Genomic DNA, 20,785 nt, shown 5'->3' on the forward strand with positions numbered 1-20,785 from the left:
TTACAGGCCTGTGCCGACAAGTATTCCGGCTTCGCTACTTGTTCGGGATTGTTCCACGTGAAACACAGAACGGAGCTTTCTGGGAAGGCCATTTACTTCTTCTATCGCGGATCGGCCTTTCGGCAAGACCCACACGGTGTCTTTTGTGGAGAAGCGTTTCGCAAGTTCGACCAATCGAGGCAATGGAGCAAAGGCGCGCGCGGTAATTGCACCTGCGGCGAAGGTCTCGACCATCTCAAGACGCTGACCAAACACCTTGCAATTCGCGAGAGTTAGCTGTTCAGTCGCTCGCTCTAACCATTCAACGCGCTTTGTCCGCGATTCGACCAGCGAGAATTTGTCGTCAGGACGCATTATGGCGAGAACCAGTCCGGGAAATCCCGCTCCGCTGCCCAGATCCACCCAATGTGTTCCACGTGGAACAAAACTCAGCAATTGGGCAGAATCTGCAATATGGCGAAGCCACACTTCGGCCAGGCTTCCGCGCGACACGAGGTTCTGCCGCTCATTCTCTTCCTTGAGCAAATGCGCCAATAGCTCAAGCCGCTCCAGTGCCGTATCTTCGCACAGACTCGCGACGTAAGCCTTCGCTTCCGCTTCGCTGGCAAGGATCAAGCGGCAACCTTTTCGCGCCGGGCATGAACCAAAAGGGCAGCGAGCGCTGCTGGCGTTATCCCCGCGACGCGCCGCGCATCAGCCAAGGTGGCAGGCTTGGCCTTCGACAATCGTTCGATCATTTCATTTGAAAGGCCCGGAACCTTGTCATACGGGAAACCGCTTCCGAGCAGCACAGCGTCACTCGCCTGCAAATCGCGTAGCTCGTTCTCTTGCCGTGCAAGGTAGGGCGCGTAAGCGATATCCTCGATCATCTCCGTCAGAAGTTCTGGGTTATCGTCGGGCTCGATCTGAGCGAAGTGCGACATGGCATCTTCCGGAATTTTTCCGATGGACGCCCACTCTCCCAGTGATTTCGTTCCCGCATCGCGTTTCACGTGGAACCCCTGTTCGCTGAGTTTCCTCGCAGAAATTGGTCTCTCAAGTTCCTTGTTCCACGTGGAACGTTGCTTGATCCGGCGTTCCCACCATGACTGCCGTTCCTCACCAACGCAGCCCAGTTCCAGCGCAAGCGGGGACAGGCGGGTCGCAGCATTACCTGCGCGCAGCCGCAATCGATATTCGGCTCGCGCGGTCAGCATCCGGTAAGGCTCGCTCACGCCGTGCAACGTCAGATCGTCGATCATGACGGCCATGTAAGAATTGCTGCGATCGATCGCCGGTGCGGGCCGCTCCTGAATTTTCGAAGCTGCGGTCAATCCTGCGATCAGCCCTTGCGCCGCCGCTTCCTCATAGCCGGTCGTGCCGTTTATCTGACCGGCGCAATACAGCCCCGATATGGTTTCCATTTCCAATCCGCGGTTCAGCGATCGCGGATCGATGTGGTCATATTCCACGGCATAGCCGGGCACGGCCATTTCGACATTCTCAAGCCCCTCCATGCAGCGCAACATGGCAAGTTGAACATCGACGGGCAGCGAAGTGCTGATGCCGTTGGGATAAACCAGATTGGTATCGAGCCCTTCGGGTTCGAGGAAGACCTGGTGACCGTCACGATCCCCGAAGCGGTGGATCTTGTCCTCGATCGAAGGACAATAGCGCGGACCCTGCCCGCCGATCGCACCGCTGAAGAGCGGCGAACGATCGAGATTGGCACGAATGACATCATGCGCCGCTTCGTTGGTCCGGGTCACGGCGCAGAAGACCTGCGGGTTGCAGCGTTGCTTCGTCAATGGCGACATCGTCCATTGATCGGCATCGCTCGGTTGCTCGGCGAGGCGTGCCCAGTCGATCGTGCGGCCGTCGAGCCGAGGCGGCGTTCCGGTCTTGAGCCGCGCGAGAGGCAGACTTGCCTCCCGCATCTGAGCGGCCAGCCGCTGCGCGGAATTCTCGCCGATCCGTCCGCCCGTCAGCCGCTCCTCGCCGCGGAACAACGTTCCTCCGAGAAACGTCCCGGTGCATAGAATAACGGCCTGCGCCGCGATGGTCGTGCCGTCGGCGAGAACGAGGCCCGCAACCCGCTCCCCTTGCAAATCGAGCGCCGTCGCTTCGCCTTCGATCACGGTAAGATCGCCTTGAACTTCCAACATGCGGTGCACGGCCGCCTTGAACAGGCGCCTGTCTGCCTGGATACGTGGCCCCCAAACGGCCGAACCTTTCGAGCGGTTGAGCATCCGGTAATGAATCGCGGCGGCATCCGCGGCACGCCCGATGATCCCGTCGAACGCATCGACTTCGCGCACGAGATGGCCTTTGCCCAATCCTCCGATGGCCGGATTGCAGCTCATCGCGCCGACGGTGTCGCGAGAGAAAGTGACCAGCCCGACGCGCACACCCATTCGCGCGGCCGCCGCAGCCGCTTCCACGCCGGCATGGCCGCCGCCGACTACAAGGACATCGAATTGTGACATGTGGCCGATTTAGGGGTTTGCACTCGCCTCGTCCACAGCTTTCCCACCGGATGTTCCACGTGGAACTTCACTTGCCGATGCAAAAGCGCCCGAACAGATTGTCGAGCATGTCCTCGGTCGAAGCGCGCCCGGTAAGCGAATCCATCGCGGCTCGCGCAAGGCGCAGATGCTCGGCGACGAGCAGGGGGTCGCATACTCTTTCGATCTGTTCGAGTGCTTCGCTTGCTTCGCGGATAAGGCCCGCCTGCCTTACATTGAGCGCGACGTCGCCCGGTTTGGGCAATGTGTCGCGCGCTATGTTCAGAAGGCCGCTGCGCAGAGCGTCGACGCCCTCCCCCGTCACGGCGGATACGCGAAAGGCGGGATTGGTCTTTCTAACGGTGGACGCGTCGTCGATACGCGACTCCAGCTCGATCGCGCCATCCGGCCCTTCTCCCTCGGGTCCGAGCCAGAGGACGCAATCCGCGCGCTCGATCTGTTCCTGCGCCTTGCCGATGCCGATGACTTCTATCTCGCCCGCGCCCTCGTCCCGCAGGCCCGCCGTGTCGATAAGGACAAGCGGCATGCCATCGAGCGAAACCGGGCGTTCGATGACGTCGCGCGTCGTGCCTGCTTCGGCCGAAGTGATCGCGACCGCCTCTTCCAGGAGCGCGTTGAACAAGGTGGACTTGCCGCTATTGGGCGGGCCGGCAAGGACGATGCGGAAGCCCTCGCGCAGCTTTTCCGCGCGGGGACGATCGAGCCAGCGGGTCATCTCGGCTGCCAGCGCGGCGACCCGATCGGTGAAGTCCGGGGGAAGTTCGGCCACATCGTCCTCGTCTCCAAAATCGAGGACGCTTTCGACCGATGCGGACAGGTTGAGGATTGCGCTACGCCACTGCTCGACTTGGCGGGACAACGCGCCGGAGGTGAGCGCTATGGCGGAGCGCCGCTGCAATTCGGTCTCGGCGGAGAGGAGTTCGGACAACCCCTCGGCTTCGGCGAGATCTATCCGGCCATTGGCGAAGGCACGGCGGGTGAACTCGCCCGGCACCGCGGCGCGCACCCCCTCGAACCGGGAGAGCGCTTGCTGGACTGCGGCAATGACCGCCCTGCCCCCGTGGCAATGCAGTTCGAGAAGGTCCTCGCCCGTCGCCGTCCGGGGTCCGTCGAAGAACAGGACGAGTGCCTTGTCCAGAAGTTGGCCGTCGTCGCCTCGCAGGCTCCTCAACGCAGCTTCGCGGGGGGCGGGCAACGAACCTGCGAGGCGGATGCCGACCTGCCGGGCAGCGGGGCCGCTGACCCTGATCACTCCGATCGCGGCGGGAGGTGAACCGCTCGACAAGGCGAAAATCGTGTCCATTGCTTCAAAAGTACGCGCGAAGCCGCGCCCGACGACCGTTCAGTCGTTGTCGGTGCCTTTAGGGCCCGTCTTGGTGCCGTTCGCCTTCATCGATCCCTCGACGAAATTCTGAAACAATTTCAATCCCATCTGCCCCATAGGCGCGAGATTGCGCGCATATTCGTTGAGCTGGTCGGGGTTGGAGACGCCCTTCATCGCCTTCGTCATCATGTCCACATACATGTCGTTCGCCTTGCCGACATCCGGCAGGCCCATGAAGCTCCGCGCCTCTTCAGGCGTACAATCTATCTCGACATGGACCTTCATGGCAGTTTCTCCGTTGGTGTCCCACACCATTTGGGTCTGTCGCGAGGCGCTTGCAAGCCTTATGACGCCCGTCACATGCAAGGGAGCCTTACCAGATGACGAAAACGGTCGATATTTCCACCCTCGACGGCGATGGCAGTTTCAAGGCCTATGTGGCCGAGCCCGAGGGGGAAGCGAAGGCGGCAATCCTCGTCATTCAGGAAATTTTCGGCATCAATGCCGGCATCAGGCGCAAGTGCGACACATTCGCCGAAGAAGGCTATCTCGCGGTCGCACCCGACCTGTTCTGGCGGCTCGAACCGGGGGTGGAGCTGGACCCCGACATCGAGCCGGAGTTCCAGCGGGCGCTCGACCTCATGGGGAAATACAATCCCGACGAAGGCGTGCGCGATATCGAGGCGACCATCCACCATATCCGGCGCGAAATGGGCGTCTCCAAGGTCGGCGCGGTGGGCTACTGCCTAGGCGGCAAGATGGCCTACATGACCGCGGCGCGCACGGATGTCGACGCCACCGTCGGCTATTATGCGGTCGGCGTGAACGAGATGCTCGACGAGGCCAAGGCGATCGCCAATCCGCTATTGCTGCATGTTCCGGAAGAAGACGGGTTCGTCGACAAGGAGGCGCAGAAGGCCATGCACGAGGGTCTCGACGACCACCCGAAGGTCACTCTCTACGACTACCCTGGCCTCGATCACGGCTTCGCTACCGAATTCGGCAAGCGGCGAGACGAGGAAGGCGCGAAATTGGCCGACCAGCGCACGGCGCAATTCTTCAAGGATCACCTGACCTAGTCAGCTGAGACTGATTGCGAGCGACAAGGGGCGCTCGGCAGAGCGTGGCCGGAAACACCTGCGCTCAATCCGGCAGATGGTCGCGGACGAAAGCCGCTCGCTTTTCGGGTGAGGCAAGAGGCAGCAAAACCGGCGCATATCCGTAGTCGCGCCAGGCGGAGACGACCGCATTGTCGCTGGCAACAGCCTCGTCCCAGTTCTGAATGCGTTCGGCGTCCTGGCGATAGATGTCCGCCCAGGCGGGCGCGTGAAAGATCGGGCCGTCGTAGCGAAGCTCGCGGCAAACCCGGTCGATCTCGCCGGGAACCGCCAAGCCTTCTACCCGCAGAAAACCGATGATATCCGGAAAGCCTCGGTCGAATACGACCGTTTCGGCGCCGTTTCGCGGTTCGTGCCAACTGGCAAGCTGCGCTTCGAGCATGGCGAATGCAAAGCCGTGCGGATCGGATGCGCGTAGCTCCATTCCGCCGGGTTGCTGCAGGATTGTCCGCGCAACCTCCGGTCCGGTCGCGATACCATGACCCGCGAGATGGTCGAGCAGCGTCGACTTCCCCGCCCCCGGAGCGCCGGTAACGGCGGCTCGAAGGGGCGCGGAACGGGCCACCCTACTGGTTCATCGTTTCGAAGAAGTCCTCGTTCGTCTTGGAATCCTTCATCTTGTCGAGGAGGAATTCCATCGCGTCGACCGTGCCCATCTGCATGAGAATGCGGCGCAAGACCCACATCTTCGACAGCTTGTCCTTCTCGACCAGCAGCTCTTCCTTGCGGGTCCCCGACTTGCCGACGTCCAGAGCCGGGAAGATGCGCTTGTCGGCAACCTTCCGGTCGAGGACGATTTCGCTGTTACCCGTGCCTTTGAACTCTTCGAAGATGACTTCGTCCATGCGGCTGCCGGTATCGATGAGGGCGGTCGCGATGATCGAGAGCGAGCCGCCTTCCTCGATGTTGCGGGCCGCACCGAAGAACCGCTTGGGCCGTTGCAGGGCGTTCGCGTCGACGCCGCCGGTCAGCACCTTGCCCGAGGACGGTACGACGGTGTTGTAGGCGCGGCCGAGACGCGTGATCGAATCGAGCAGGATGACGACATCCTTCTTGTGCTCGACGAGGCGTTTTGCCTTCTCGATCACCATTTCGGCGACCTGCACGTGCCGCTGCGCGGGTTCGTCGAAGGTCGAGGAGATCACCTCCCCATTGACGCTGCGCTGCATGTCGGTGACTTCCTCGGGCCGCTCATCGACGAGCAGAACCAGCAGGAATACTTCGGGATGGTTGTCGGTGATCGCCTTGGCGATGTTCTGAAGCAGCACGGTCTTACCGGTGCGCGGCGGCGCAACGATAAGGGCGCGCTGGCCCTTGCCCTGCGGCGAGATGATGTCGATGACGCGCGCCGACTTGTCCTTCACCGTCGGATCGAGATTGTCGAGCGACAGCTTTTCCTCAGGGTAAAGCGGCGTAAGATTGTCGAAATTGGTCCGCATCCGGACTTGTTCGGGATCCTCGAAATTGACCGAAGTCAGCTTCGTCAGCGCGAAATAGCGTTCTCCTTCGCGGGGCGCGCGGATTTCGCCTTCGACCGTGTCGCCGGTCCTGAGGCCCCATTTGCGCACCTGGTTGGGCGAGACGTAGATGTCGTCTGGTCCGGCGAGGTAGTTCGCTTCGGGCGAGCGCAGGAAGCCGAAGCCGTCCTGCAGCACCTCGATGGTGCCGATGCCCATGATTTCCTCGCTATAGTCCTCGTCTTCGGCAAGTTCGCGCAGGATGCAGAACATCAGGTCCTGCCGCCGCATGGTGGAGGCGCCTTCGACGCCCAGTTCTTCCGCCATACTGACGAGGTCGGCAGGGGCTTTGGTCTTGAGTTCCTTGAGATGCATCTCGGAATGTCCGTCACGATTGCACGACAGGTCGCAATGCACTGTCGCTGGATTGGAATAAGGGTCGGCGGGCCGTTGGGCTGGGAGACAGCTGGGCCATCGAACGGCGGGTTTGGGAGCCGCCTCGTACCGGTTGGCGAAGCAGTTACGCCTGGCCGATCAGTTCGTCAATCGGGGATTTGGCCGACGCGGCGCGCCGTCAAAACGGTTTGACGATGACGAGAATGACGATGATCGCGACCGTCAGGCCGGGCACTTCGTTGAGGAGGCGCAGCGTCTTGCCCTTCAATGGCCGCTCGCCCCTCGCCAGTTTCTTGCCATAGCCGATCAGCCACATGTGATAGGCCGACAAGAGGACGACGAATAGCAGCTTTGCGTGGAACCAACCCTGGCTCCAGGCGCCGATCGTCGAGGCCAGCAGCAGGCCGAGAACCCAGACGATGATGATCGAGGGAAGCAGAATAATCTTGCGCAGCTTGTTCTCGCGCTCGACCCATTGCTCCGCTTCTGCAGAGCCCTCGGTCGCCTCTTGATGATAGACGTAGAAGCGCGGGAGCATGAACAGGCCCGCCATCCAGAAGATGATGAAGATGATATGGCCGGCCTTGAGCCAGAGATAGGTCATCGAAAGCACTTCCTGCATAGGCCGCTATCTAGGAAAGACGGGGGCCGGCGTCACCCCTCGCCCCGGTTAAAAATTCGCCGACCGTACCGCCGCGATCAGTCGCTCGACATGGCCGATGGGCGTGCGGCGGTCGATCCCGTGACCCAGATTGAAGACGTGCGGCCGTCCGGCGAAAGCCTCGCGAATGGTACGTACCCGGTCCTCGAGCCGGTCGGTCCCGGCAAGCAGCAGAAGCGGGTCGAGATTGCCCTGAACCGGCAGGCCTTCCGGCAATTTGCGATCGACCCATTCGGGATCGAGCGTTTCATCGACGCCCAGTGCCTTCACGCCGGTTTCACGGGCATAGGCCGGCAGTTTCTCGCCTGCCCCCTTCGGAAAGCCAATGACCGGCGTATCGGGATGTTTTGCGGCAAGCGCGGCGACGATCCGCGCGTTGGGGGCAATGACCCAGCGCTCGAATTCGTCGGGCGCGAGGCTACCCGCCCAGCTGTCGAACAGCTGGACAGCTTCCGCCCCCGCCTCGATCTGCCCGGAGAGGTAGTCCACCGTCACAGCGCCGATCGCATCGCAGATCGCCTGCATCGCCGCAGGATCGCGATAGGCGAGCGCACGAGCCTCGTGCTGGTCCCGGCTGCCCTCGCCCGCGATCATGTAGGTAGCGACGGTCCAGGGGCTTCCTGCAAAGCCCAGCAGCGTCGTTTCGTCATCGAGGCGGCTGCGGACCTTGGCAACGGTCTCGTAGATCGGTGTCAGGCGCTCAGGGACGGCCTCCAGCGCCTCGAGCGAACTATCGACAAGCCGCGGCGATAGTTTGGGCCCCTCGCCCGCCAGAAATTCGAGATGCTGACCCATCGCATGGGGCACGATGAGGATATCGGAGAACAGGATCGCGCCGTCGAAACCGAAGCGCTCGATCGGCTGAACCGTGACCTCGGCAGCCGCATCGGTATCGTAAACGAGTTCGAGGAAGCCGCCCTTTTCCGCCCGAAGCTCGCGGTATTCCGGGAGATAGCGGCCCGCTTGGCGCATCAGCCAGAGAGGCGGTACACTCGGCATCGCGCCGTTCAACGTGTCGAGGAGCAAACCGGGCATCGCGCGCGTATCCAATCAATATAATTATTATATATAAGATGATGAAGGTAGTTGGCCCTGTGGAGAACGGGGACAACGACGCCCTGCCCGATTTTTCCCGGCAAGGCCAGTTGCCACCGCCCAATCGACTCGCCCACCGGCTTGAGTCAAACGAAAGCTGTTCGCCTTACCCACAGGCTGCCGATAAGTGCCCGTAGCTGGCGATAAAGAGCGGTGGGACGGACTCGTATCGAGGATGGAAAAGGCTTCGAAACTTGTCGCCAGCTTTGTGCCGTGGTTTATGCCGGCTTCTTTCCACAGCCGCCCGAAGGCCATTTTTCATGCCGCGACTTCACCTCCATCTCGTATCGGATTCCACCGGCGAAACGCTGGAGATGTTCGCCAAGGCCGCGCTCGCGCAGTTCGAGGATGCCGATGTCGTGCGGCATTTCTGGCCGATGGTCCGCTCGCGGCAGCATCTCGACCGGATCATGCCGACGCTCGAGGAGAAAGCCGGGCTCGTTCTGTTCACACTCATCAATCCGCAGACACGCGCCCGCCTCGAGGAAAGATGCCGGGAAAGCGGGCTGACCGCGGTCCCCGTGCTCGATCAGGTGACCGCCGCACTCGAGGCGAAGCTCGGGCTGGAAGCCCAGCAGAGCAAGCCAGGGCGGCAACACATTATGGACAAGGCCTATTTCGACCGGGTCGAGGCAATCCAGTTCACGATCGCCCATGACGACGGCATTTCGCACGAGGACTGGGAGGAAGCCGACATCCTTCTCGCCGGCGTGTCGCGTTCGTCCAAGACACCGACCAGCATCTATCTCGCCAATCGCGGGTACAAGGTTGCCAACATTCCGCTGGTGGTCGAGAGTCCCCCGCCCGAAAAGCTCTATCAGCTCAAGAATCCCCTCATCGTCGGACTGACCAGCACCCCGGAAAGGCTCGTGCAAATCCGGCGGAATCGGTTGCTCGCGCTCAATGAGAAGAACGAGACCGCCTATGCGGATCAGGACCGGGTTCGCGAGGAAGTCGTGTTTGCCCGGCGCATCTTTGCCGACCGGGGTTGGCCGATCATCGACGTGACGCGCCGGTCGATCGAGGAAACCGCCGCTGCCATCATCAAGCTTTATAACGAGCGCGACCTCGTCCAGGCGACCAGTCCGGGCGGAGCGGCATGACCCTCGTCCTCGCTTCCAAAAGCGCCTCGCGCAAGGCGATGCTGACTGCCGCCGGGATTGCCTTCGAGGCCGTTCCAGCGGACCTCGACGAACGGGCGATCGAGCGCAAACTGGCCGATGAAAGCGCGGCTAAGGTCGCCGAAGGCCTGAGCGTCGCCAAGGCGCTGGCCGTTGCGAGGGACTATCCCGATGATCTGGTGCTGGGCAGCGATTCCCTTGTCGTGGTCGATGGTCGGCGCTTCGACAAGCCGGACTCGCGCGAAGAGGCAGTCGAACATTTGCGGTTCTTCTCCGGCAGGACGATGGAACTCCACAGCGGCGCGGCCCTCGTTCGGGGCGGCGAAGTGCTCTGGCGGGTCAGCAAGGTCGCGCGACTGGCAGTGCGCAGGCTCGACGAGGCTTTCATCGAGGCATATCTCGACGCGGAATGGCCCGAGGTCGGCCATTGCGTAGGCGTGTTCCGGATCGAAGGGCGCGGCGTCCACCTGTTTGAAAGCATCGAGGGGGACCAGTTCACGGTGCTCGGAATGCCATTGCTCGAGGTACTGGTCGCACTGCGACAGCACGGCGCGAGCGGCAGGGGGCTGCTACGATGAGCAGGCCTTATGCCGAAGTGATCGGTGATCCCATCGCGCAGTCGAAAAGCCCGGCGATCCACAACTTCTGGCTAAATAAGCTCGGAATCGAAGCCGAATACCGTGCCACCCACGTCAAACCGCCGGAACTGGCCGACTATCTTGCTAAGCGAACAAACGATCCTGATTGGCGTGGCTGCAACGTGACGATGCCGCACAAGCTGGCGGTGCGCGAACATCTCGAACATATTGAAACGCCTGCAAAGGAAATTGGCGCGGTCAACACGATCTATCGGGCGTTGGACAAACGCCTCGTCGGAACGAACACCGATGCTGCCGGCTTTCTGGAACCGCTCTTGCCGCTGCTTCGCGGGACCCATCTTTTCCGGATGGCACGCATAATGGGCGCTGGCGGCGCCGCGCAGGCAATCATCCACGCGCTTGCGGCCGAGAACTTCACTCTGGTCGTTGCAGCACGTGACCCGGCGAAGGCACGAGCCCTGCTCGACGAACTCGCGCCGGAGGGAGACCACCATACACCGCCGCTCTCCCATTTTGCCGCGGCGACCGATTTCGCCTTCGACGATCGCGAAGGCTGCTGCGATCTCGTAATCAACGCCTCGCCATTGGGGATGCGCGGTCAGCCGCCGCTGGCCTTCGACTGGAGCCATGCTCCTCCCGGCTCGATCGCCTATGACATCGTCACCGATCCGGTCGAAACCGACTTTCTAAATGAGGCAAAGGATGCTGGTTTCCGCACTATAGACGGTCTTTCCATGCTCATCGGTCAGGCAGCTGCTGCCTTCGCCCTGTTCTTTGGGCAGCCCGCACCGCGTGAGCATGACGCGGAACTGCGCGACTTGCTCACCCGATGAAGAGGCCCGCCATCATCGCGCTCACCGGTTCCATCGGAATGGGCAAGTCCACGGTCGCCGCCATGTTCGAAGGCGCCGGTATTCCGGTGTTCGATGCCGATGCCGAAGTGCGACGTTTGCAGCAGCCGAGGGGCGATCTCATCGAACCGATCGAAGCGGCCTTTCCGGGTTCGACCGGTCCCGGCGGCGTCGATCGAGACGCGCTCGGGCAGATGGTCTTCGGCGACAAGGAGGCCCTCGCCCGGTTGGAAGCGATCGTTCACCCTGCCGTGGCCCGCGCGCGGCAGGAATTTCTCATCGAGCATGGCAATGCACCGCTCGTCCTGTTCGACATACCGTTGCTGTTCGAGAAAGGTGGTCAGGAAAATGTCGATGCGGTCGTTGTCGTGTCCGCCCCTGCGGAGGTTCAGCGCCGCCGCGTCCTTGCCCGGCCCGGCATGACGCCGGACAAGTTCGCACATATCCTTTCCTTGCAGACGCCCGATACCGAAAAAAGGGAAAAGGCGGATTACGTCATCGATACTGGCCTGCCGCTTTCCGAAACGGAGGATGCGGTGATCGAACTCATCGCTGTGCTGCAGAAAAGATTTTCCTGAATTCGGCGCTGCGGAAGGCTTGCGTCGCCGGTTCGGCCTCGCGATAAACGAAGCATGAGGGAAATCATCTTCGATACGGAAACGACTGGCCTCGACCCACACACGGGCGACCGGATGGTCGAGATTGGCTGCGTCGAAATGATCGGCCGCGTGCCGACAGGAAAGACCTTTCACGCCTATTTCAATCCGGAACGCGACATGCCTGCCGGGGCGGAGGCGGTGCATGGCCTCTCCGCCATTTTCCTTTCCGACAAGCCCTGTTTTCGCGACAGTTTTCAGGAATTGCTCGATTTTCTCGAGGATTCGCCGCTGGTCGCGCATAATGCGGGCTTCGACTTCGGATTTCTGAACAACGAACTCACATTGTGCGGCTCGCCGATCATCTCGCTCGAACGGATGATCGATACCGTCGCGATCGCCCGGCGAAAGCATCCGGGCGCGAAGCTGTCGCTCGACGCGCTTTGCACGCGATATGGCATCGACCGCAGCCACCGCGTGAAGCACGGCGCGCTGCTGGATGCGGAACTGCTGGCACAGGTCTATATCGAGCTGACGGGCGGGCGGCAGATCGGCCTCGAACTGGCTGCCGAAACAGCGGGCGACTCGCTAGGCGACCGCTCTTTTACCGGGCTGAGCCGCCAGTCCGATCGTCCGCGCCGCGCGCCCCGTCCGCATAGCGCGACGGCGGAGGAACTTGCAGCTCATGCGAGTTTCCTCGAAACGATTACCGAGCCGCTCTGGAATCGACGCTGACACAAGGCCGCCACGCGATGGAGCGTTGGAAACTTCGTTCGGTTCGCTACGCTTTGGGGTGGCGGTAGCGGCACTTTAGCGCATACGGTACGTTGTCTGGCTACAACCAACTGAAAGGAAGGGCTCACATGGATATTCGCGTATCCGGCCACCAGGTCGAAACAGGTTCCGCTCTGCAGGAGCATGTCGAGGATCGTTTGGACGGAGTGATCGAGAAATACTTCAATCGCGCGATCTCTTCCAATGTGACCTTCGGCAAGGCGCCGGGCAATGCCTTTTCCTGCGATGTGGTGATGCATGTGATGCAGGGCCTCGTCCTCAAGGCGCAAAGCGAGGCGCATGATGCACATCAGGCGGCGGATCAGGCGATCGCGAAGATCGAGAAGCAGTTACGCCGATACAAGCGCCGCCTTACCGACCGGCACAGCCAGGCGGCTCATGCGGTGAAGGAAGAGGAAGCGGCCTATCGCATCTTCGCAGCGGCTGAACCCGATAGCGAGGACGAGGAAGTCGGCGAGGACGCTCCGCCGATCATTGCGGAGACCACTGCGGATATCCCCGAAGCGAGCGTCGCGGATGCGGTGATGATGCTCGACCTCCGCGATACGAGCGCGCTGTTCTTCAAAAATGCTGGCACGGGGCGGCATAATATGGTTTACCGCCGCCGCGACGGCTCGGTCGGATGGGTCGAGCCGCGACAGGACAATTCGGGCCAGGGCTGATCCTTATCGGTCGCGGTCCGGATTCGATCGCAATCCATTAGGAAAGCCTCAGGACATTGGTTCTAGGCATCGCACGGCTTCCGGCATCGATCCTTGCCGGACGTCGCGAATGTGAACGGTATTTGACAGCGAGCAGTTTTTCGATCGCCATGGACGCCAATTTTCATCTTACCCCTTCGGCCGTCGCCTTCACCGACGCGCCCGGAAAGGCCGAGGCGTTGTCCTTCATCGCCGGGCTCTTCGCGGACAGCTACGATCTTGATGCGCCTTCGATCGAAGCTGCGCTGCTGCAACGCGAGCAGCTGGGCAGCACCGGTTTCGGACGACGCGTCGCCCTTCCCCATGCGCGCTTCGACGGTTTGAAAAGGCCGCTGGCCGCCTTCGTCAAGCTCGATCACCCGGTGGAGTACGAAGCCGCGGATGGCCGCCCGGTCGACATGGCCTTCGGGCTGTTATCGCCGTCCGATTGCGGAGTGACGCACCTTCACGCTCTCGCCGCCATATCGAGGACCATGAGAGATACCGATCGACTGCGGCAATTGCGCAGCGCGCAAAGTCCCGACGCGGTCTATGCGCTGCTCACGAACGTGTCGGATCGTGACGCAGCCTGAGAGCCAGCAAAACGACGTCAGTGTCGCGGGCGCGGCGTCGCATTATCGCTCGCTCGAAAACCTTTATCGTGCCGCGCCGATCAATCGGCTGTTCGCCTCGGAACTGACGATCACGGAGGAGGGACGGGCGCACATTACGTTTCGCATTACCGACGACCTGTATCACGCAGCCGGCGCAGCGCATGGCACGGTCTATTTCAAGATGCTGGACGATGCCGCCTTTTATGCCGCCAATACGCTGGCGACCGACCGGTTTCTCCTGACCACCTCGTTCAACCTGCACTTCACCAAGCCAGTCCGCACGGGCTCCGTTACGGCGGAAGGGAAATGGGTGAGCGGTCGGCGCAGGGTTCTCGTCGCGGAGAGCAGGCTGATCGATAGCGAAGGAGAGGAGATCGGACGCGGAACAGGAACCTTCATGCGATCGCGCATTCCGCTTTCGAGTCTCGATGGTTATCACGTCTGATTGCGAATGAGCGTTTCGAGCACGATCCCCCGCTCGTCGCATTGAACGCTCATTTAATCGCAAATGAAACTATTTTAGCAGAATCTGCGGCATCGATGACACAGGCCCGTCTTCCTTCGCATCTCGAAATCGGCGCAATTCTGCGGCAGGCGCAGGCTGATGGAGGTTTCGCCACGATCCTTTCCAAGGGGGAAAAGGACGCCGGAACCATCCTTGTGCTCACGACCCGGCGGGGCACTGGGTATGCGCTGTGGGAGCGGATGCCGAGCCTCGACGGCCCCCGCCTCTTCACCATTATTCGCGAACAAGATATTGAAAAACCTTCAGATATTTTCGAATATATCGAAAGGCGAAGTGCGCAGGACAGCGATCTCTGGGTGATTGAGGTCGAAATCGACGACGCCGCAGGCTTCATGGCGAACAGGGTTAACCGAGTTGACTATTAGCCGACGCCATCTACATGGCCCCCACCTCCAATAGACGCAGGCGATATCGCACGACCCTCGGGCCGTAAGGTATCAGCGCGTAGACGGGGGGCGGCCGGCAGGTCACCTTCGAACGGGATAACGCTTCAATACGAGGCGCAAGACATTCGAACCCCTGCGTCAGGTCCGTCCACCGCCAAGACTGACGGTTTGATGAAGCGAAAGACTTACTCCTTTACGGCTGCGGCGATTGCCGGAGCCAGCCTCTTTACGGTTGCCTTTGCCGAAAGTTCCGATGCCATCGCGCAGGATCAGGGCATCGAGACCGCAAACGAGGCCTCCACACCGGACATCTCCGCAGAGGCGGAAGAACTGGTTCCGGTATTCGTGGAGAAAGAAGTGGTCCAGGACATTCCCGAACCTGTCGAGGAAGCTCCTGAAGGTTTCGCAGAGTCTGCCGGCAGCCTCAACGAACTGGTCGCAGCGACGAAGATCGGCGACGATCTTTCCGAGGATATGCACTGCCTCGCCGGAGCGATCTATTTCGAATCGCGCGGCGAGCCCCTTGCCGGACAGCTTGCCGTGGGTCAGGTCATCGTGAACCGGACCGAAAGCGGGCGCTTCCCGTCCGATTATTGCGGCGTGGTTTATCAGCGCGCGCAGTTCTCCTTCGTTCGCGGCGGTTCCATGCCGCGCATCAAGACCGGGTCCGCAGCCTGGCGCAAGGCCAAGGCGATCGCCCATATCGCGCATCAGGGCCTGTGGGAGAGCGAGGCGGGAGACAGCCTCTATTTCCACGCAAAGCATGTCAGCCCGCGCTGGGCGAAGCGCAAGACGAGCCGGGCCGTCATCAATAGCCACGTTTTCTATCGCTGATAGGCGGTAAGCCGGAGCTATAACGGGCTGTCGTTCAGTTGCGGTCGCGCAGTTCCACCCATACCGGGGTGTGGTCGCTCGATTTCTCCCTGCCCCGATACTCCTTGTCGACGCCGGCCCCGACCATTCGGTCGGCCAGTTCGGGTGACAGCAGCAGGTGATCGATCCGAAAGCCGTGATCGCGCTGCCAGGCGCCTGCCTGATAGTCCCAGAAGGTCCAGATGCCGCCGCGCGGATTGAGCGTGTCGATCGCGTCGACCCATCCATCGGCGAGCATCCTGCCATAGGCATCGCGCGAGGCGGGTTGCATGAGCGCGTCGCTTGCCATGGCCTTGGGTGACCAGACATCCTTGTCTTCGGGTATAACGTTATAGTCGCCCACCAGAGCGGTCGGAATTTCGGCGTCCCAGAGGCTCTTCGCATGGCGGCGCAAGCGTTCCATCCACGACAGCTTGTAGTCGAACTTCGGTCCCGGCTGCGGATTGCCGTTGGGCAGATAGATCGATGCAACTCGCACCCCGGCAATATCCGCTTCGAGATAACGGGCCTGGTCGTCATCCTCGTCGCCCGGCAGTCCGCGCTGCGTTTCGACAGGCTTAACGCCGTCGGCGAGGATCGCCACGCCGTTGAAGCTCTTCTGCCCGTGCCAGATTGCGTGATAGCCGATCTTCTCGAACGCATCGGCGGGAAATCCCTCATCCTGCGTCTTGATTTCCTGAAGGCACGCGACGCTCGGCCGCGTTTCCTCGAGCCATTCGAGAAGGCGAGGCAGGCGAGCCTTTATCCCGTTAATGTTGAAAGTAGCGATTTTCATGACCGCGCTGTTCTATGACGGACGCGCGGGAATGACCACTGCCTTGAGCGGGCTAGATCCCGAAACTCGAACCGCAGCCACAACCGGCCGCCGCTTGCGGGTTCTCGACCCGGAAAGCGGCGCCGCCCAGCGATTCGACGAAGTCGACGGTGCTGCCCGCGACGAGGTCGAGACTGATGGGATCGATCACGAGCCGTGCGCCGTCCGTTTCCGTGACGGTATCGTCACCGTCCGGCGCGTCAGCCAGATCGAACTTGTACTGGAAACCAGAACATCCGCCCCCTTCGACCGAAAGGCGCAGGATGGCAGGCTTGTCCTGCCGCTGTGCGATCCAGCGAACACGCTCTGCGGCTGCCGGGCTGAGGGTCGGGGTCTGGCTCATGTCACGAATGTAGGATCGGTCGCGGAAGGTTCCAAGAGAGAGTGAGGCGGTTCGCCGTCCTTACGTCTGGATATATTGCCGCATCGCCTGGGCTTCGTGTTCGACCTCGGCATAGCGTTCCTTCACCAGATCGCCGATCGAGATGAAGCCGCACATCGCATCGCCATTGAGCACGGGAAGATGCCGAATGCGCCGGCGCGTCATCAAGGCGAGAGCATCATCGACGCTCGTCGAGCGGGAGACCGTGATGGCCGGAGTCGACATGATTGCGCCGACTGTCGTATCGATGCAGCCCTTGCCCTCCTGCGCGAGCCGGTAGATTACGTCGCGCTCCGAAAATATGCCGACGACCGTGCCGTTATCGATTACGGGCATCGCCCCAATACGTCGTTCGGCAAGTCTCGCGACAGCATCGATGACGGACATTTCGGGGGTGCACGAAACGATGTCGTCGACATTGCGGCTCGCGACAAGGTGCGCAATCTGCATCGACTATTCCTCCTTCTGCTTGCACGCGAGTATGTCATGAATTGGCCGGAGTGACCAGTCGCGTGCCATTGCCAGTCGAGGCGCGGGGGTGCATGGACGCTGGCATGGTCAAGAAATCCCCGCTCGACGATCCTGAAAACGCGGCCTTCGCATGGGCCCGCTATCGGCGTTTGATGCGCCTGATGTTCATGCTGGCGGTCGGCGTCGTGCTCATCGCCTTTGCCCTGATCTACAAGGGCGGGGAGCCGGTTTCCGTCCATTTCTACATCGCTGTGGGGCTCGCCATCGTCTTCACCATGCTGCTGACAGGCGCGCTGATGGGGCTCGTCTTCCTGTCAAACGGAACGGGTCATGACGAGGCGGTGGAAGATCGCGCGAATGACGAGACCGACCACTGGAAGGATTAAGCGTCAATCGGGCGATTGCAGCCTGTAATCCTCGACAATGCTGCCCCCGACGAGGTGTTCATCGATAATCCGCTCCAGCACCTTCGGCGTGCAGGAGTGATACCAGACATTGTCGGGCCAGACGACGGCGATCGGACCCTTCGCGCAGATTTGCAGACAGTCCGCTTTCGTGCGACCCACGACCGGCCCGTCGCTGCCGCCGGAAGCCAGTCCCAGGTCCTTCAGCCTCGATTTCAGGAACTTCCAGCTTTCCTCGCCCTCCTTGCGGGAGCAGCATTTCTGCTTGTCCGACACGGCGCAAAGGAAAATGTGACGCGATAACTGCCCAGCGCCGATTTTTCTGAAAGCACGTTGCGCCTTGTCGAGCGCCTTGTCGCTCATTCGCTTCCGTCTTGCGGCTTCAGCCAGCGATCGAGCCAGGCAAAGACCGTCTCGTGCCACTGGACCGAGTTCTTCGGATCGAGCACCCAGTGGTTCTCGCCCGGAAATACCAGCAATTGTGCGGGAATGTCACGCTCCTGAAGGGCGGTGAACGATGCCAGTCCCTGCGTGTAGGGGACGCGAAAATCTTGCTCGCCCGTCACGACGAGCATCGGTGTCTGCCAGTTCTCGACATAGTTCACCGGGTTCCACTGCTCGTAGAGCTGCGACTGTTCGGCGTAAGTGCCGCCGAAATCCCATCGGGGAAACCACAGCTCTTCGGTCGTGTAGTAGAAACTTCTGAGATCGAAGAGACCGTCATGCTGGACGAGACAATCGAAGCGGTCCGGCCAACGTCCGGCGATCCAGTTCATCATGTAACCGCCATAGGATGCACCCATGGCGCACGCTTTCGAGCCGTCGATCTGCGAATCCTTCGCTAGGGCAGCCTCGAGCCCGAGCTGCAGATCCTGCAATGGCTTCCCGCCCCAGTCCTGATTGATGGAATCGGTGAAGTCCTGCCCGTATCCGGTGCTTCCGTGGAAATCGACGGAGATGACAGCATAGCCCTGACTTGCGAGAACGCGGGGGTTCCAGCGGCTCGACCAGCCGTCGTTGAACGAGCCTTGCGGTCCCCCATGAACGTAGAGGATTGCGGGCATCGCCCCGTCGTAATTTTCCAGTTTGGTTATCTGTCCCCAAACCGTATCGCCATTTGCGCCCGCAAAATTGAAGCGCGAGGTGACGACCGATGCCAACTGGCCAACCGCCATGTTGGCGATGCTCGTAACGGGAACTGCCTGTTCGTAATCGCGCGAGAGATAGATTTCGCTTGGCGCGCCAATCGAATCCTGCGTGAAGAGCAAGCGGTTGTCCGAAAGCGCCTCGATATTGGCGATATGCGCTTCGTTTCCGGCCATCAGGTCGAGCCGCTCAACCGATCCGCTAGCGATGTCGATGCGGAAGGCGGGCGTATCGAGGACGTCCTGCGCCGTAGCGATGAGATACCGTCCGTCCGGCGTCCAGTCGAGCGAGCCGAAGCTGCGGTCGAACCCTTCGGTCAATGCCCGCGTTTCGCCGCTGCGCAAGTTGCGCAGATGGACGACGAGCCGATCCGATTCGTAATTGGGCCGCTCCATAGCGAGATAGGCGAGATAACGACCATCGGGCGAGGGCGTGGGCAGCGTATCGGCTGCTTCGTTCTCGTCCGTCAGGTTCGACAAAGTTCCAGCCGAGATGTCCGCGGCAAAGATGTCCGTATTGGTCGAAGTCGGCTCTGCCTTGTCGGCAGCGCGCGCGGTAAAGAACACGGTTTCGCCATCGGCGCTCCAGGCAATTTCCTCGCCGCCGCCGAACGGCTTCGTCGGCGTATCGCCGGTGAACGGGTCGCCGGTGCGCGGCGTATCGATGGCGACGGGCTCGCCGCTCACCATCCCATCGACGAGGTCGAACACGAATGCGCGGCTATACGTACCCGGCGTTTCCCATTCGTCCCAGTGGCGATAGAAGCCGTCTTTTGCATCATAAAGCCGCCCATCGCCGGGGCCAGGAAGATGCGCCGTACCGTCACCTTCGCATCCGAAGCTGTCGCAATTCCGCCCGATCTCGCCCCATACGGCCAGGCGAGCGCCGTCGGGGGATACGGAATAGCCGCTGATCGGGGCAACGAAAGACGTGACCTGCTGCGGTTCGCCCGTCGTCTCGCCATCGTCGATCCCAACGCGATATAGCTGACGAGTGGGGCTTTCGCCGCGCGTCGCGAGGAAATAGAGATGTCCGTCATTCGCGAAGGACAGGCTCGACGCCTCGCCCCCGAGGTCGAGCACGACAGCCTCGCCATCCAGATCGGCCAGTCTGCGCCAGTAAACAGTACTCGAGCGTTCGTAAGTCTGCGGATCCGTCCTTGTCACCGTATAGACGATCTGATCGCCGTCATCGGCGACGATCGGCGCGCCGACGCGGGGCATCGTGACGAGATCCTGCGCCGTCATCGGCGGCGCGGTTTCCTGTGATGCGGCCGGGGCGGAAAGCGCGGCAAGAATGAGGGAAAGCGAAGCGGACCCGAATGTGTTCTTCATTCGGCCCGATTAACCAATTGCCGGGCCAGCGCCAAGCATTTCGTCGGAGGCGCCGTTATCCTCTTTTGCCAGCGATGCGGGCAATCTCGGCCTTGACCAGCTTCTCAACCATTCCCGGCAGGTTCTCGTCGAGCCATTGCGCCAGCATCGGTCGCAGCAATTCGCGGGTGAGGCCTTCGAGCGAAGTCTCGCCGGAACGCGTGATGTGGGCGGTCTGGCCGGGCTCGGACAACATCGCCAGGGTCGCGAAGTTCTGTTGCAGCGAACTGCGAACCTCTGCGCTTGTCAGACCTTCGTCGGTGCTGTCGTCGAGCGCATAGCTGTCTCGATCATCGCGCCCTTCATCATCCGCACGCGGTTCGAACCACGGTCCGTATTCTTCCTGCTGCTCGCTTCCTTCGATCAGCGAATGTTCGTTTTCGAAGGAATAGTCTTCGGGCGGAGAAATCATCTCGTCCTCCGCAAGTTCGAGAACTTCGTCAGCCTCGTCCTCGTCCGACGGTTCGATACGCTCGTCCTCGCGATCCATCGTCGCTGCCCGCGTGTCGCGCGCAATCACTTTCTTGATCGAGTCGAGAATTTCCTCGACGGATGGTTCGCCCGGCTGGTGCATGAGGCCCCTCGAATGACGTATTTGC

General features: G+C 61.3%; 26 protein-coding genes. 12 read left to right on the forward strand and 14 right to left on the reverse strand.

Annotated features, from left to right (window positions below):
* The 4 genes from rsmG to GRI38_RS12450 form a co-directional block, all read right to left on the reverse strand.
* On the reverse strand, window positions 1-615 hold the full coding sequence (gene rsmG / locus GRI38_RS12435) for a 16S rRNA (guanine(527)-N(7))-methyltransferase RsmG (protein WP_237487540.1): 615 nt from the start codon (window positions 613-615) through the stop codon (window positions 1-3).
* Window positions 612-2,465, reverse strand: coding sequence for a tRNA uridine-5-carboxymethylaminomethyl(34) synthesis enzyme MnmG (mnmG, locus tag GRI38_RS12440; protein WP_160684601.1), 1,854 nt, complete (start codon window positions 2,463-2,465; stop codon window positions 612-614). Before mnmG ends, rsmG begins: the two co-directional genes overlap by 4 nt.
* A gap of 67 nt (window positions 2,466-2,532) precedes the next feature.
* Window positions 2,533-3,807: a tRNA uridine-5-carboxymethylaminomethyl(34) synthesis GTPase MnmE gene (mnmE, locus tag GRI38_RS12445; protein ID WP_160684604.1), complete on the reverse strand. Its 1,275-nt coding sequence runs from the start codon at window positions 3,805-3,807 to the stop codon at window positions 2,533-2,535.
* Window positions 3,808-3,846: 39 nt separating this feature from the next.
* A complete protein-coding gene (locus GRI38_RS12450) occupies window positions 3,847-4,113 on the reverse strand; it encodes a DUF6489 family protein (RefSeq protein ID WP_160684607.1) in 267 nt (88 codons plus the stop codon).
* Window positions 4,114-4,208: 95 nt separating this feature from the next.
* On the opposite strand from GRI38_RS12450, the gene GRI38_RS12455 reads away from it, so the two are divergent.
* Complete coding sequence (locus GRI38_RS12455) at window positions 4,209-4,907, forward strand: dienelactone hydrolase family protein (RefSeq protein WP_160684610.1); 699 nt, start codon at window positions 4,209-4,211, stop codon at window positions 4,905-4,907.
* Window positions 4,908-4,971: 64 nt separating this feature from the next.
* On the opposite strand, the gene GRI38_RS12460 is transcribed toward GRI38_RS12455, so the two are convergent.
* The 4 genes from GRI38_RS12460 to hemE all read right to left on the reverse strand — a co-directional run bounded on the left by GRI38_RS12460 (window position 4,972) and on the right by hemE (window position 8,495).
* Window positions 4,972-5,511: an AAA family ATPase gene (locus GRI38_RS12460; RefSeq protein WP_160684614.1), complete on the reverse strand. Its 540-nt coding sequence runs from the start codon at window positions 5,509-5,511 to the stop codon at window positions 4,972-4,974.
* A gap of 1 nt (window position 5,512) precedes the next feature.
* Window positions 5,513-6,778, reverse strand: a complete 1,266-nt coding sequence (gene rho / locus GRI38_RS12465; protein WP_160684617.1) for a transcription termination factor Rho — start codon at window positions 6,776-6,778, stop codon at window positions 5,513-5,515.
* Window positions 6,779-6,977: 199 nt separating this feature from the next.
* Complete coding sequence (locus GRI38_RS12470; RefSeq protein WP_419880273.1) at window positions 6,978-7,403, reverse strand: CopD family protein; 426 nt, start codon at window positions 7,401-7,403, stop codon at window positions 6,978-6,980.
* Between the two features lie 66 nt (window positions 7,404-7,469).
* Complete coding sequence (gene hemE, locus GRI38_RS12475) at window positions 7,470-8,495, reverse strand: uroporphyrinogen decarboxylase (protein ID WP_160684623.1); 1,026 nt, start codon at window positions 8,493-8,495, stop codon at window positions 7,470-7,472.
* Window positions 8,496-8,815: 320 nt separating this feature from the next.
* On the opposite strand from hemE, the gene GRI38_RS12480 reads away from it, so the two are divergent.
* The 10 genes from GRI38_RS12480 (at window position 8,816) to GRI38_RS12525 (ending at window position 15,557) form a co-directional block, all read left to right on the forward strand.
* Entirely contained in the window at window positions 8,816-9,658 is an 843-nt protein-coding gene (locus GRI38_RS12480; RefSeq protein WP_160684626.1) for a pyruvate, water dikinase regulatory protein, read from the forward strand.
* Window positions 9,655-10,254, forward strand: a complete 600-nt coding sequence (locus GRI38_RS12485; protein WP_160684629.1) for a Maf family protein — start codon at window positions 9,655-9,657, stop codon at window positions 10,252-10,254. Before GRI38_RS12480 ends, GRI38_RS12485 begins: the two co-directional genes overlap by 4 nt.
* Window positions 10,251-11,108 (forward strand): shikimate dehydrogenase family protein, encoded by an 858-nt coding sequence (locus GRI38_RS12490; RefSeq protein ID WP_160684632.1) that lies wholly within the window; start codon window positions 10,251-10,253, stop codon window positions 11,106-11,108. Before GRI38_RS12485 ends, GRI38_RS12490 begins: the two co-directional genes overlap by 4 nt.
* Complete coding sequence (gene coaE, locus GRI38_RS12495) at window positions 11,105-11,704, forward strand: dephospho-CoA kinase (protein WP_160684635.1); 600 nt, start codon at window positions 11,105-11,107, stop codon at window positions 11,702-11,704. The genes GRI38_RS12490 and coaE overlap by 4 nt, the downstream gene beginning before the upstream one ends.
* Window positions 11,705-11,758: 54 nt before the next feature.
* A complete protein-coding gene (gene dnaQ / locus GRI38_RS12500; protein ID WP_160684638.1) occupies window positions 11,759-12,457 on the forward strand; it encodes a DNA polymerase III subunit epsilon in 699 nt (232 codons plus the stop codon).
* 128 nt (window positions 12,458-12,585) lie between these two features.
* Entirely contained in the window at window positions 12,586-13,179 is a 594-nt protein-coding gene (gene hpf / locus GRI38_RS12505) for a ribosome hibernation-promoting factor, HPF/YfiA family (RefSeq protein ID WP_160684641.1), read from the forward strand.
* Window positions 13,180-13,328: 149 nt separating this feature from the next.
* Window positions 13,329-13,790, forward strand: coding sequence for a PTS sugar transporter subunit IIA (locus tag GRI38_RS12510; protein WP_160684644.1), 462 nt, complete (start codon window positions 13,329-13,331; stop codon window positions 13,788-13,790).
* Window positions 13,750-14,256 carry a PaaI family thioesterase gene (locus tag GRI38_RS12515; RefSeq protein WP_160684647.1) on the forward strand — a complete coding sequence of 169 codons (507 nt, stop codon included), beginning with the start codon at window positions 13,750-13,752 and terminating at the stop codon, window positions 14,254-14,256. The genes GRI38_RS12510 and GRI38_RS12515 overlap by 41 nt, the downstream gene beginning before the upstream one ends.
* A 95-nt stretch (window positions 14,257-14,351) precedes the next feature.
* The gene (locus GRI38_RS12520; RefSeq protein WP_160684650.1) at window positions 14,352-14,702 is read left to right on the forward strand and encodes a DUF1491 family protein; all 351 of its coding nucleotides are present in this window, start codon (window positions 14,352-14,354) and stop codon (window positions 14,700-14,702) included.
* Between the two features lie 192 nt (window positions 14,703-14,894).
* Entirely contained in the window at window positions 14,895-15,557 is a 663-nt protein-coding gene (locus GRI38_RS12525) for a cell wall hydrolase (protein WP_160684653.1), read from the forward strand.
* A 34-nt stretch (window positions 15,558-15,591) separates the two neighbouring features.
* Here the strand turns inward: GRI38_RS12525 and xth are convergent, their stop codons facing one another.
* Genes xth through GRI38_RS12540 form a run of 3 tightly spaced genes read right to left on the reverse strand, consistent with a single transcriptional unit; the run spans window position 15,592 to window position 17,242 of the window.
* Entirely contained in the window at window positions 15,592-16,371 is a 780-nt protein-coding gene (xth, locus tag GRI38_RS12530) for an exodeoxyribonuclease III (protein ID WP_160684656.1), read from the reverse strand.
* Between the two features lie 52 nt (window positions 16,372-16,423).
* Window positions 16,424-16,753, reverse strand: a complete 330-nt coding sequence (locus GRI38_RS12535; RefSeq protein ID WP_160684659.1) for a HesB/IscA family protein — start codon at window positions 16,751-16,753, stop codon at window positions 16,424-16,426.
* A 60-nt stretch (window positions 16,754-16,813) separates the two neighbouring features.
* Window positions 16,814-17,242 carry a CBS domain-containing protein gene (locus GRI38_RS12540; RefSeq protein WP_160684662.1) on the reverse strand — a complete coding sequence of 143 codons (429 nt, stop codon included), beginning with the start codon at window positions 17,240-17,242 and terminating at the stop codon, window positions 16,814-16,816.
* A 104-nt stretch (window positions 17,243-17,346) separates the two neighbouring features.
* Between GRI38_RS12540 and GRI38_RS12545 the strand changes: the two genes are divergently transcribed.
* On the forward strand, window positions 17,347-17,649 hold the full coding sequence (locus GRI38_RS12545) for a hypothetical protein (RefSeq protein ID WP_160684665.1): 303 nt from the start codon (window positions 17,347-17,349) through the stop codon (window positions 17,647-17,649).
* A 3-nt stretch (window positions 17,650-17,652) separates the two neighbouring features.
* Here the strand turns inward: GRI38_RS12545 and GRI38_RS12550 are convergent, their stop codons facing one another.
* The 3 genes from GRI38_RS12550 to GRI38_RS12560 are packed head-to-tail and all read right to left on the reverse strand — an operon-like array spanning window position 17,653 to window position 20,760.
* Window positions 17,653-18,030 carry a (2Fe-2S) ferredoxin domain-containing protein gene (locus GRI38_RS12550; protein WP_160684668.1) on the reverse strand — a complete coding sequence of 126 codons (378 nt, stop codon included), beginning with the start codon at window positions 18,028-18,030 and terminating at the stop codon, window positions 17,653-17,655.
* The gene (locus GRI38_RS12555; RefSeq protein ID WP_160684671.1) at window positions 18,027-20,147 is read right to left on the reverse strand and encodes a S9 family peptidase; all 2,121 of its coding nucleotides are present in this window, start codon (window positions 20,145-20,147) and stop codon (window positions 18,027-18,029) included. The genes GRI38_RS12550 and GRI38_RS12555 overlap by 4 nt, the downstream gene beginning before the upstream one ends.
* 55 nt (window positions 20,148-20,202) lie before the next feature.
* Window positions 20,203-20,760, reverse strand: coding sequence for a DUF2497 domain-containing protein (locus GRI38_RS12560; protein ID WP_160684674.1), 558 nt, complete (start codon window positions 20,758-20,760; stop codon window positions 20,203-20,205).
* Window positions 20,761-20,785 lie beyond the last annotated feature (25 nt).

Origin of the sequence: Parapontixanthobacter aurantiacus (assembly GCF_009827635.1) — a bacterium.
GTDB classification, from domain to species: Bacteria; Pseudomonadota; Alphaproteobacteria; order Sphingomonadales; family Sphingomonadaceae; genus Parapontixanthobacter; species Parapontixanthobacter aurantiacus.

What these genes read in the sequence shown, in the direction of transcription:
- mnmG (WP_160684601.1), bottom strand. Translation starts at nt 2,465, where the DNA reads ATGTCACAATTCGATGTCCTTGTAGTCGGCGGCGGCCATGCCGGCGTG.
- mnmE (WP_160684604.1), bottom strand. Translation starts at nt 3,807, where the DNA reads ATGGACACGATTTTCGCCTTGTCGAGCGGTTCACCTCCCGCCGCGATC.
- GRI38_RS12450 (WP_160684607.1), bottom strand. Translation starts at nt 4,113, where the DNA reads ATGAAGGTCCATGTCGAGATAGATTGTACGCCTGAAGAGGCGCGGAGC.
- GRI38_RS12455 (WP_160684610.1), top strand. Translation starts at nt 4,209, where the DNA reads ATGACGAAAACGGTCGATATTTCCACCCTCGACGGCGATGGCAGTTTC.
- rho (WP_160684617.1), bottom strand. Translation starts at nt 6,778, where the DNA reads ATGCATCTCAAGGAACTCAAGACCAAAGCCCCTGCCGACCTCGTCAGT.
- GRI38_RS12470 (WP_419880273.1), bottom strand. Translation starts at nt 7,403, where the DNA reads ATGACCTATCTCTGGCTCAAGGCCGGCCATATCATCTTCATCATCTTC.
- hemE (WP_160684623.1), bottom strand. Translation starts at nt 8,495, where the DNA reads ATGCCCGGTTTGCTCCTCGACACGTTGAACGGCGCGATGCCGAGTGTA.
- GRI38_RS12480 (WP_160684626.1), top strand. Translation starts at nt 8,816, where the DNA reads ATGCCGCGACTTCACCTCCATCTCGTATCGGATTCCACCGGCGAAACG.
- GRI38_RS12485 (WP_160684629.1), top strand. Translation starts at nt 9,655, where the DNA reads ATGACCCTCGTCCTCGCTTCCAAAAGCGCCTCGCGCAAGGCGATGCTG.
- GRI38_RS12490 (WP_160684632.1), top strand. Translation starts at nt 10,251, where the DNA reads ATGAGCAGGCCTTATGCCGAAGTGATCGGTGATCCCATCGCGCAGTCG.
- coaE (WP_160684635.1), top strand. Translation starts at nt 11,105, where the DNA reads ATGAAGAGGCCCGCCATCATCGCGCTCACCGGTTCCATCGGAATGGGC.
- dnaQ (WP_160684638.1), top strand. Translation starts at nt 11,759, where the DNA reads ATGAGGGAAATCATCTTCGATACGGAAACGACTGGCCTCGACCCACAC.
- hpf (WP_160684641.1), top strand. Translation starts at nt 12,586, where the DNA reads ATGGATATTCGCGTATCCGGCCACCAGGTCGAAACAGGTTCCGCTCTG.
- GRI38_RS12510 (WP_160684644.1), top strand. Translation starts at nt 13,329, where the DNA reads ATGGACGCCAATTTTCATCTTACCCCTTCGGCCGTCGCCTTCACCGAC.
- GRI38_RS12515 (WP_160684647.1), top strand. Translation starts at nt 13,750, where the DNA reads ATGCGCTGCTCACGAACGTGTCGGATCGTGACGCAGCCTGAGAGCCAG.
- GRI38_RS12520 (WP_160684650.1), top strand. Translation starts at nt 14,352, where the DNA reads ATGACACAGGCCCGTCTTCCTTCGCATCTCGAAATCGGCGCAATTCTG.
- GRI38_RS12525 (WP_160684653.1), top strand. Translation starts at nt 14,895, where the DNA reads ATGAAGCGAAAGACTTACTCCTTTACGGCTGCGGCGATTGCCGGAGCC.
- xth (WP_160684656.1), bottom strand. Translation starts at nt 16,371, where the DNA reads ATGAAAATCGCTACTTTCAACATTAACGGGATAAAGGCTCGCCTGCCT.
- GRI38_RS12535 (WP_160684659.1), bottom strand. Translation starts at nt 16,753, where the DNA reads ATGAGCCAGACCCCGACCCTCAGCCCGGCAGCCGCAGAGCGTGTTCGC.
- GRI38_RS12540 (WP_160684662.1), bottom strand. Translation starts at nt 17,242, where the DNA reads ATGCAGATTGCGCACCTTGTCGCGAGCCGCAATGTCGACGACATCGTT.
- GRI38_RS12545 (WP_160684665.1), top strand. Translation starts at nt 17,347, where the DNA reads ATGGTCAAGAAATCCCCGCTCGACGATCCTGAAAACGCGGCCTTCGCA.
- GRI38_RS12550 (WP_160684668.1), bottom strand. Translation starts at nt 18,030, where the DNA reads ATGAGCGACAAGGCGCTCGACAAGGCGCAACGTGCTTTCAGAAAAATC.
- GRI38_RS12555 (WP_160684671.1), bottom strand. Translation starts at nt 20,147, where the DNA reads ATGAAGAACACATTCGGGTCCGCTTCGCTTTCCCTCATTCTTGCCGCG.
- GRI38_RS12560 (WP_160684674.1), bottom strand. Translation starts at nt 20,760, where the DNA reads ATGCACCAGCCGGGCGAACCATCCGTCGAGGAAATTCTCGACTCGATC.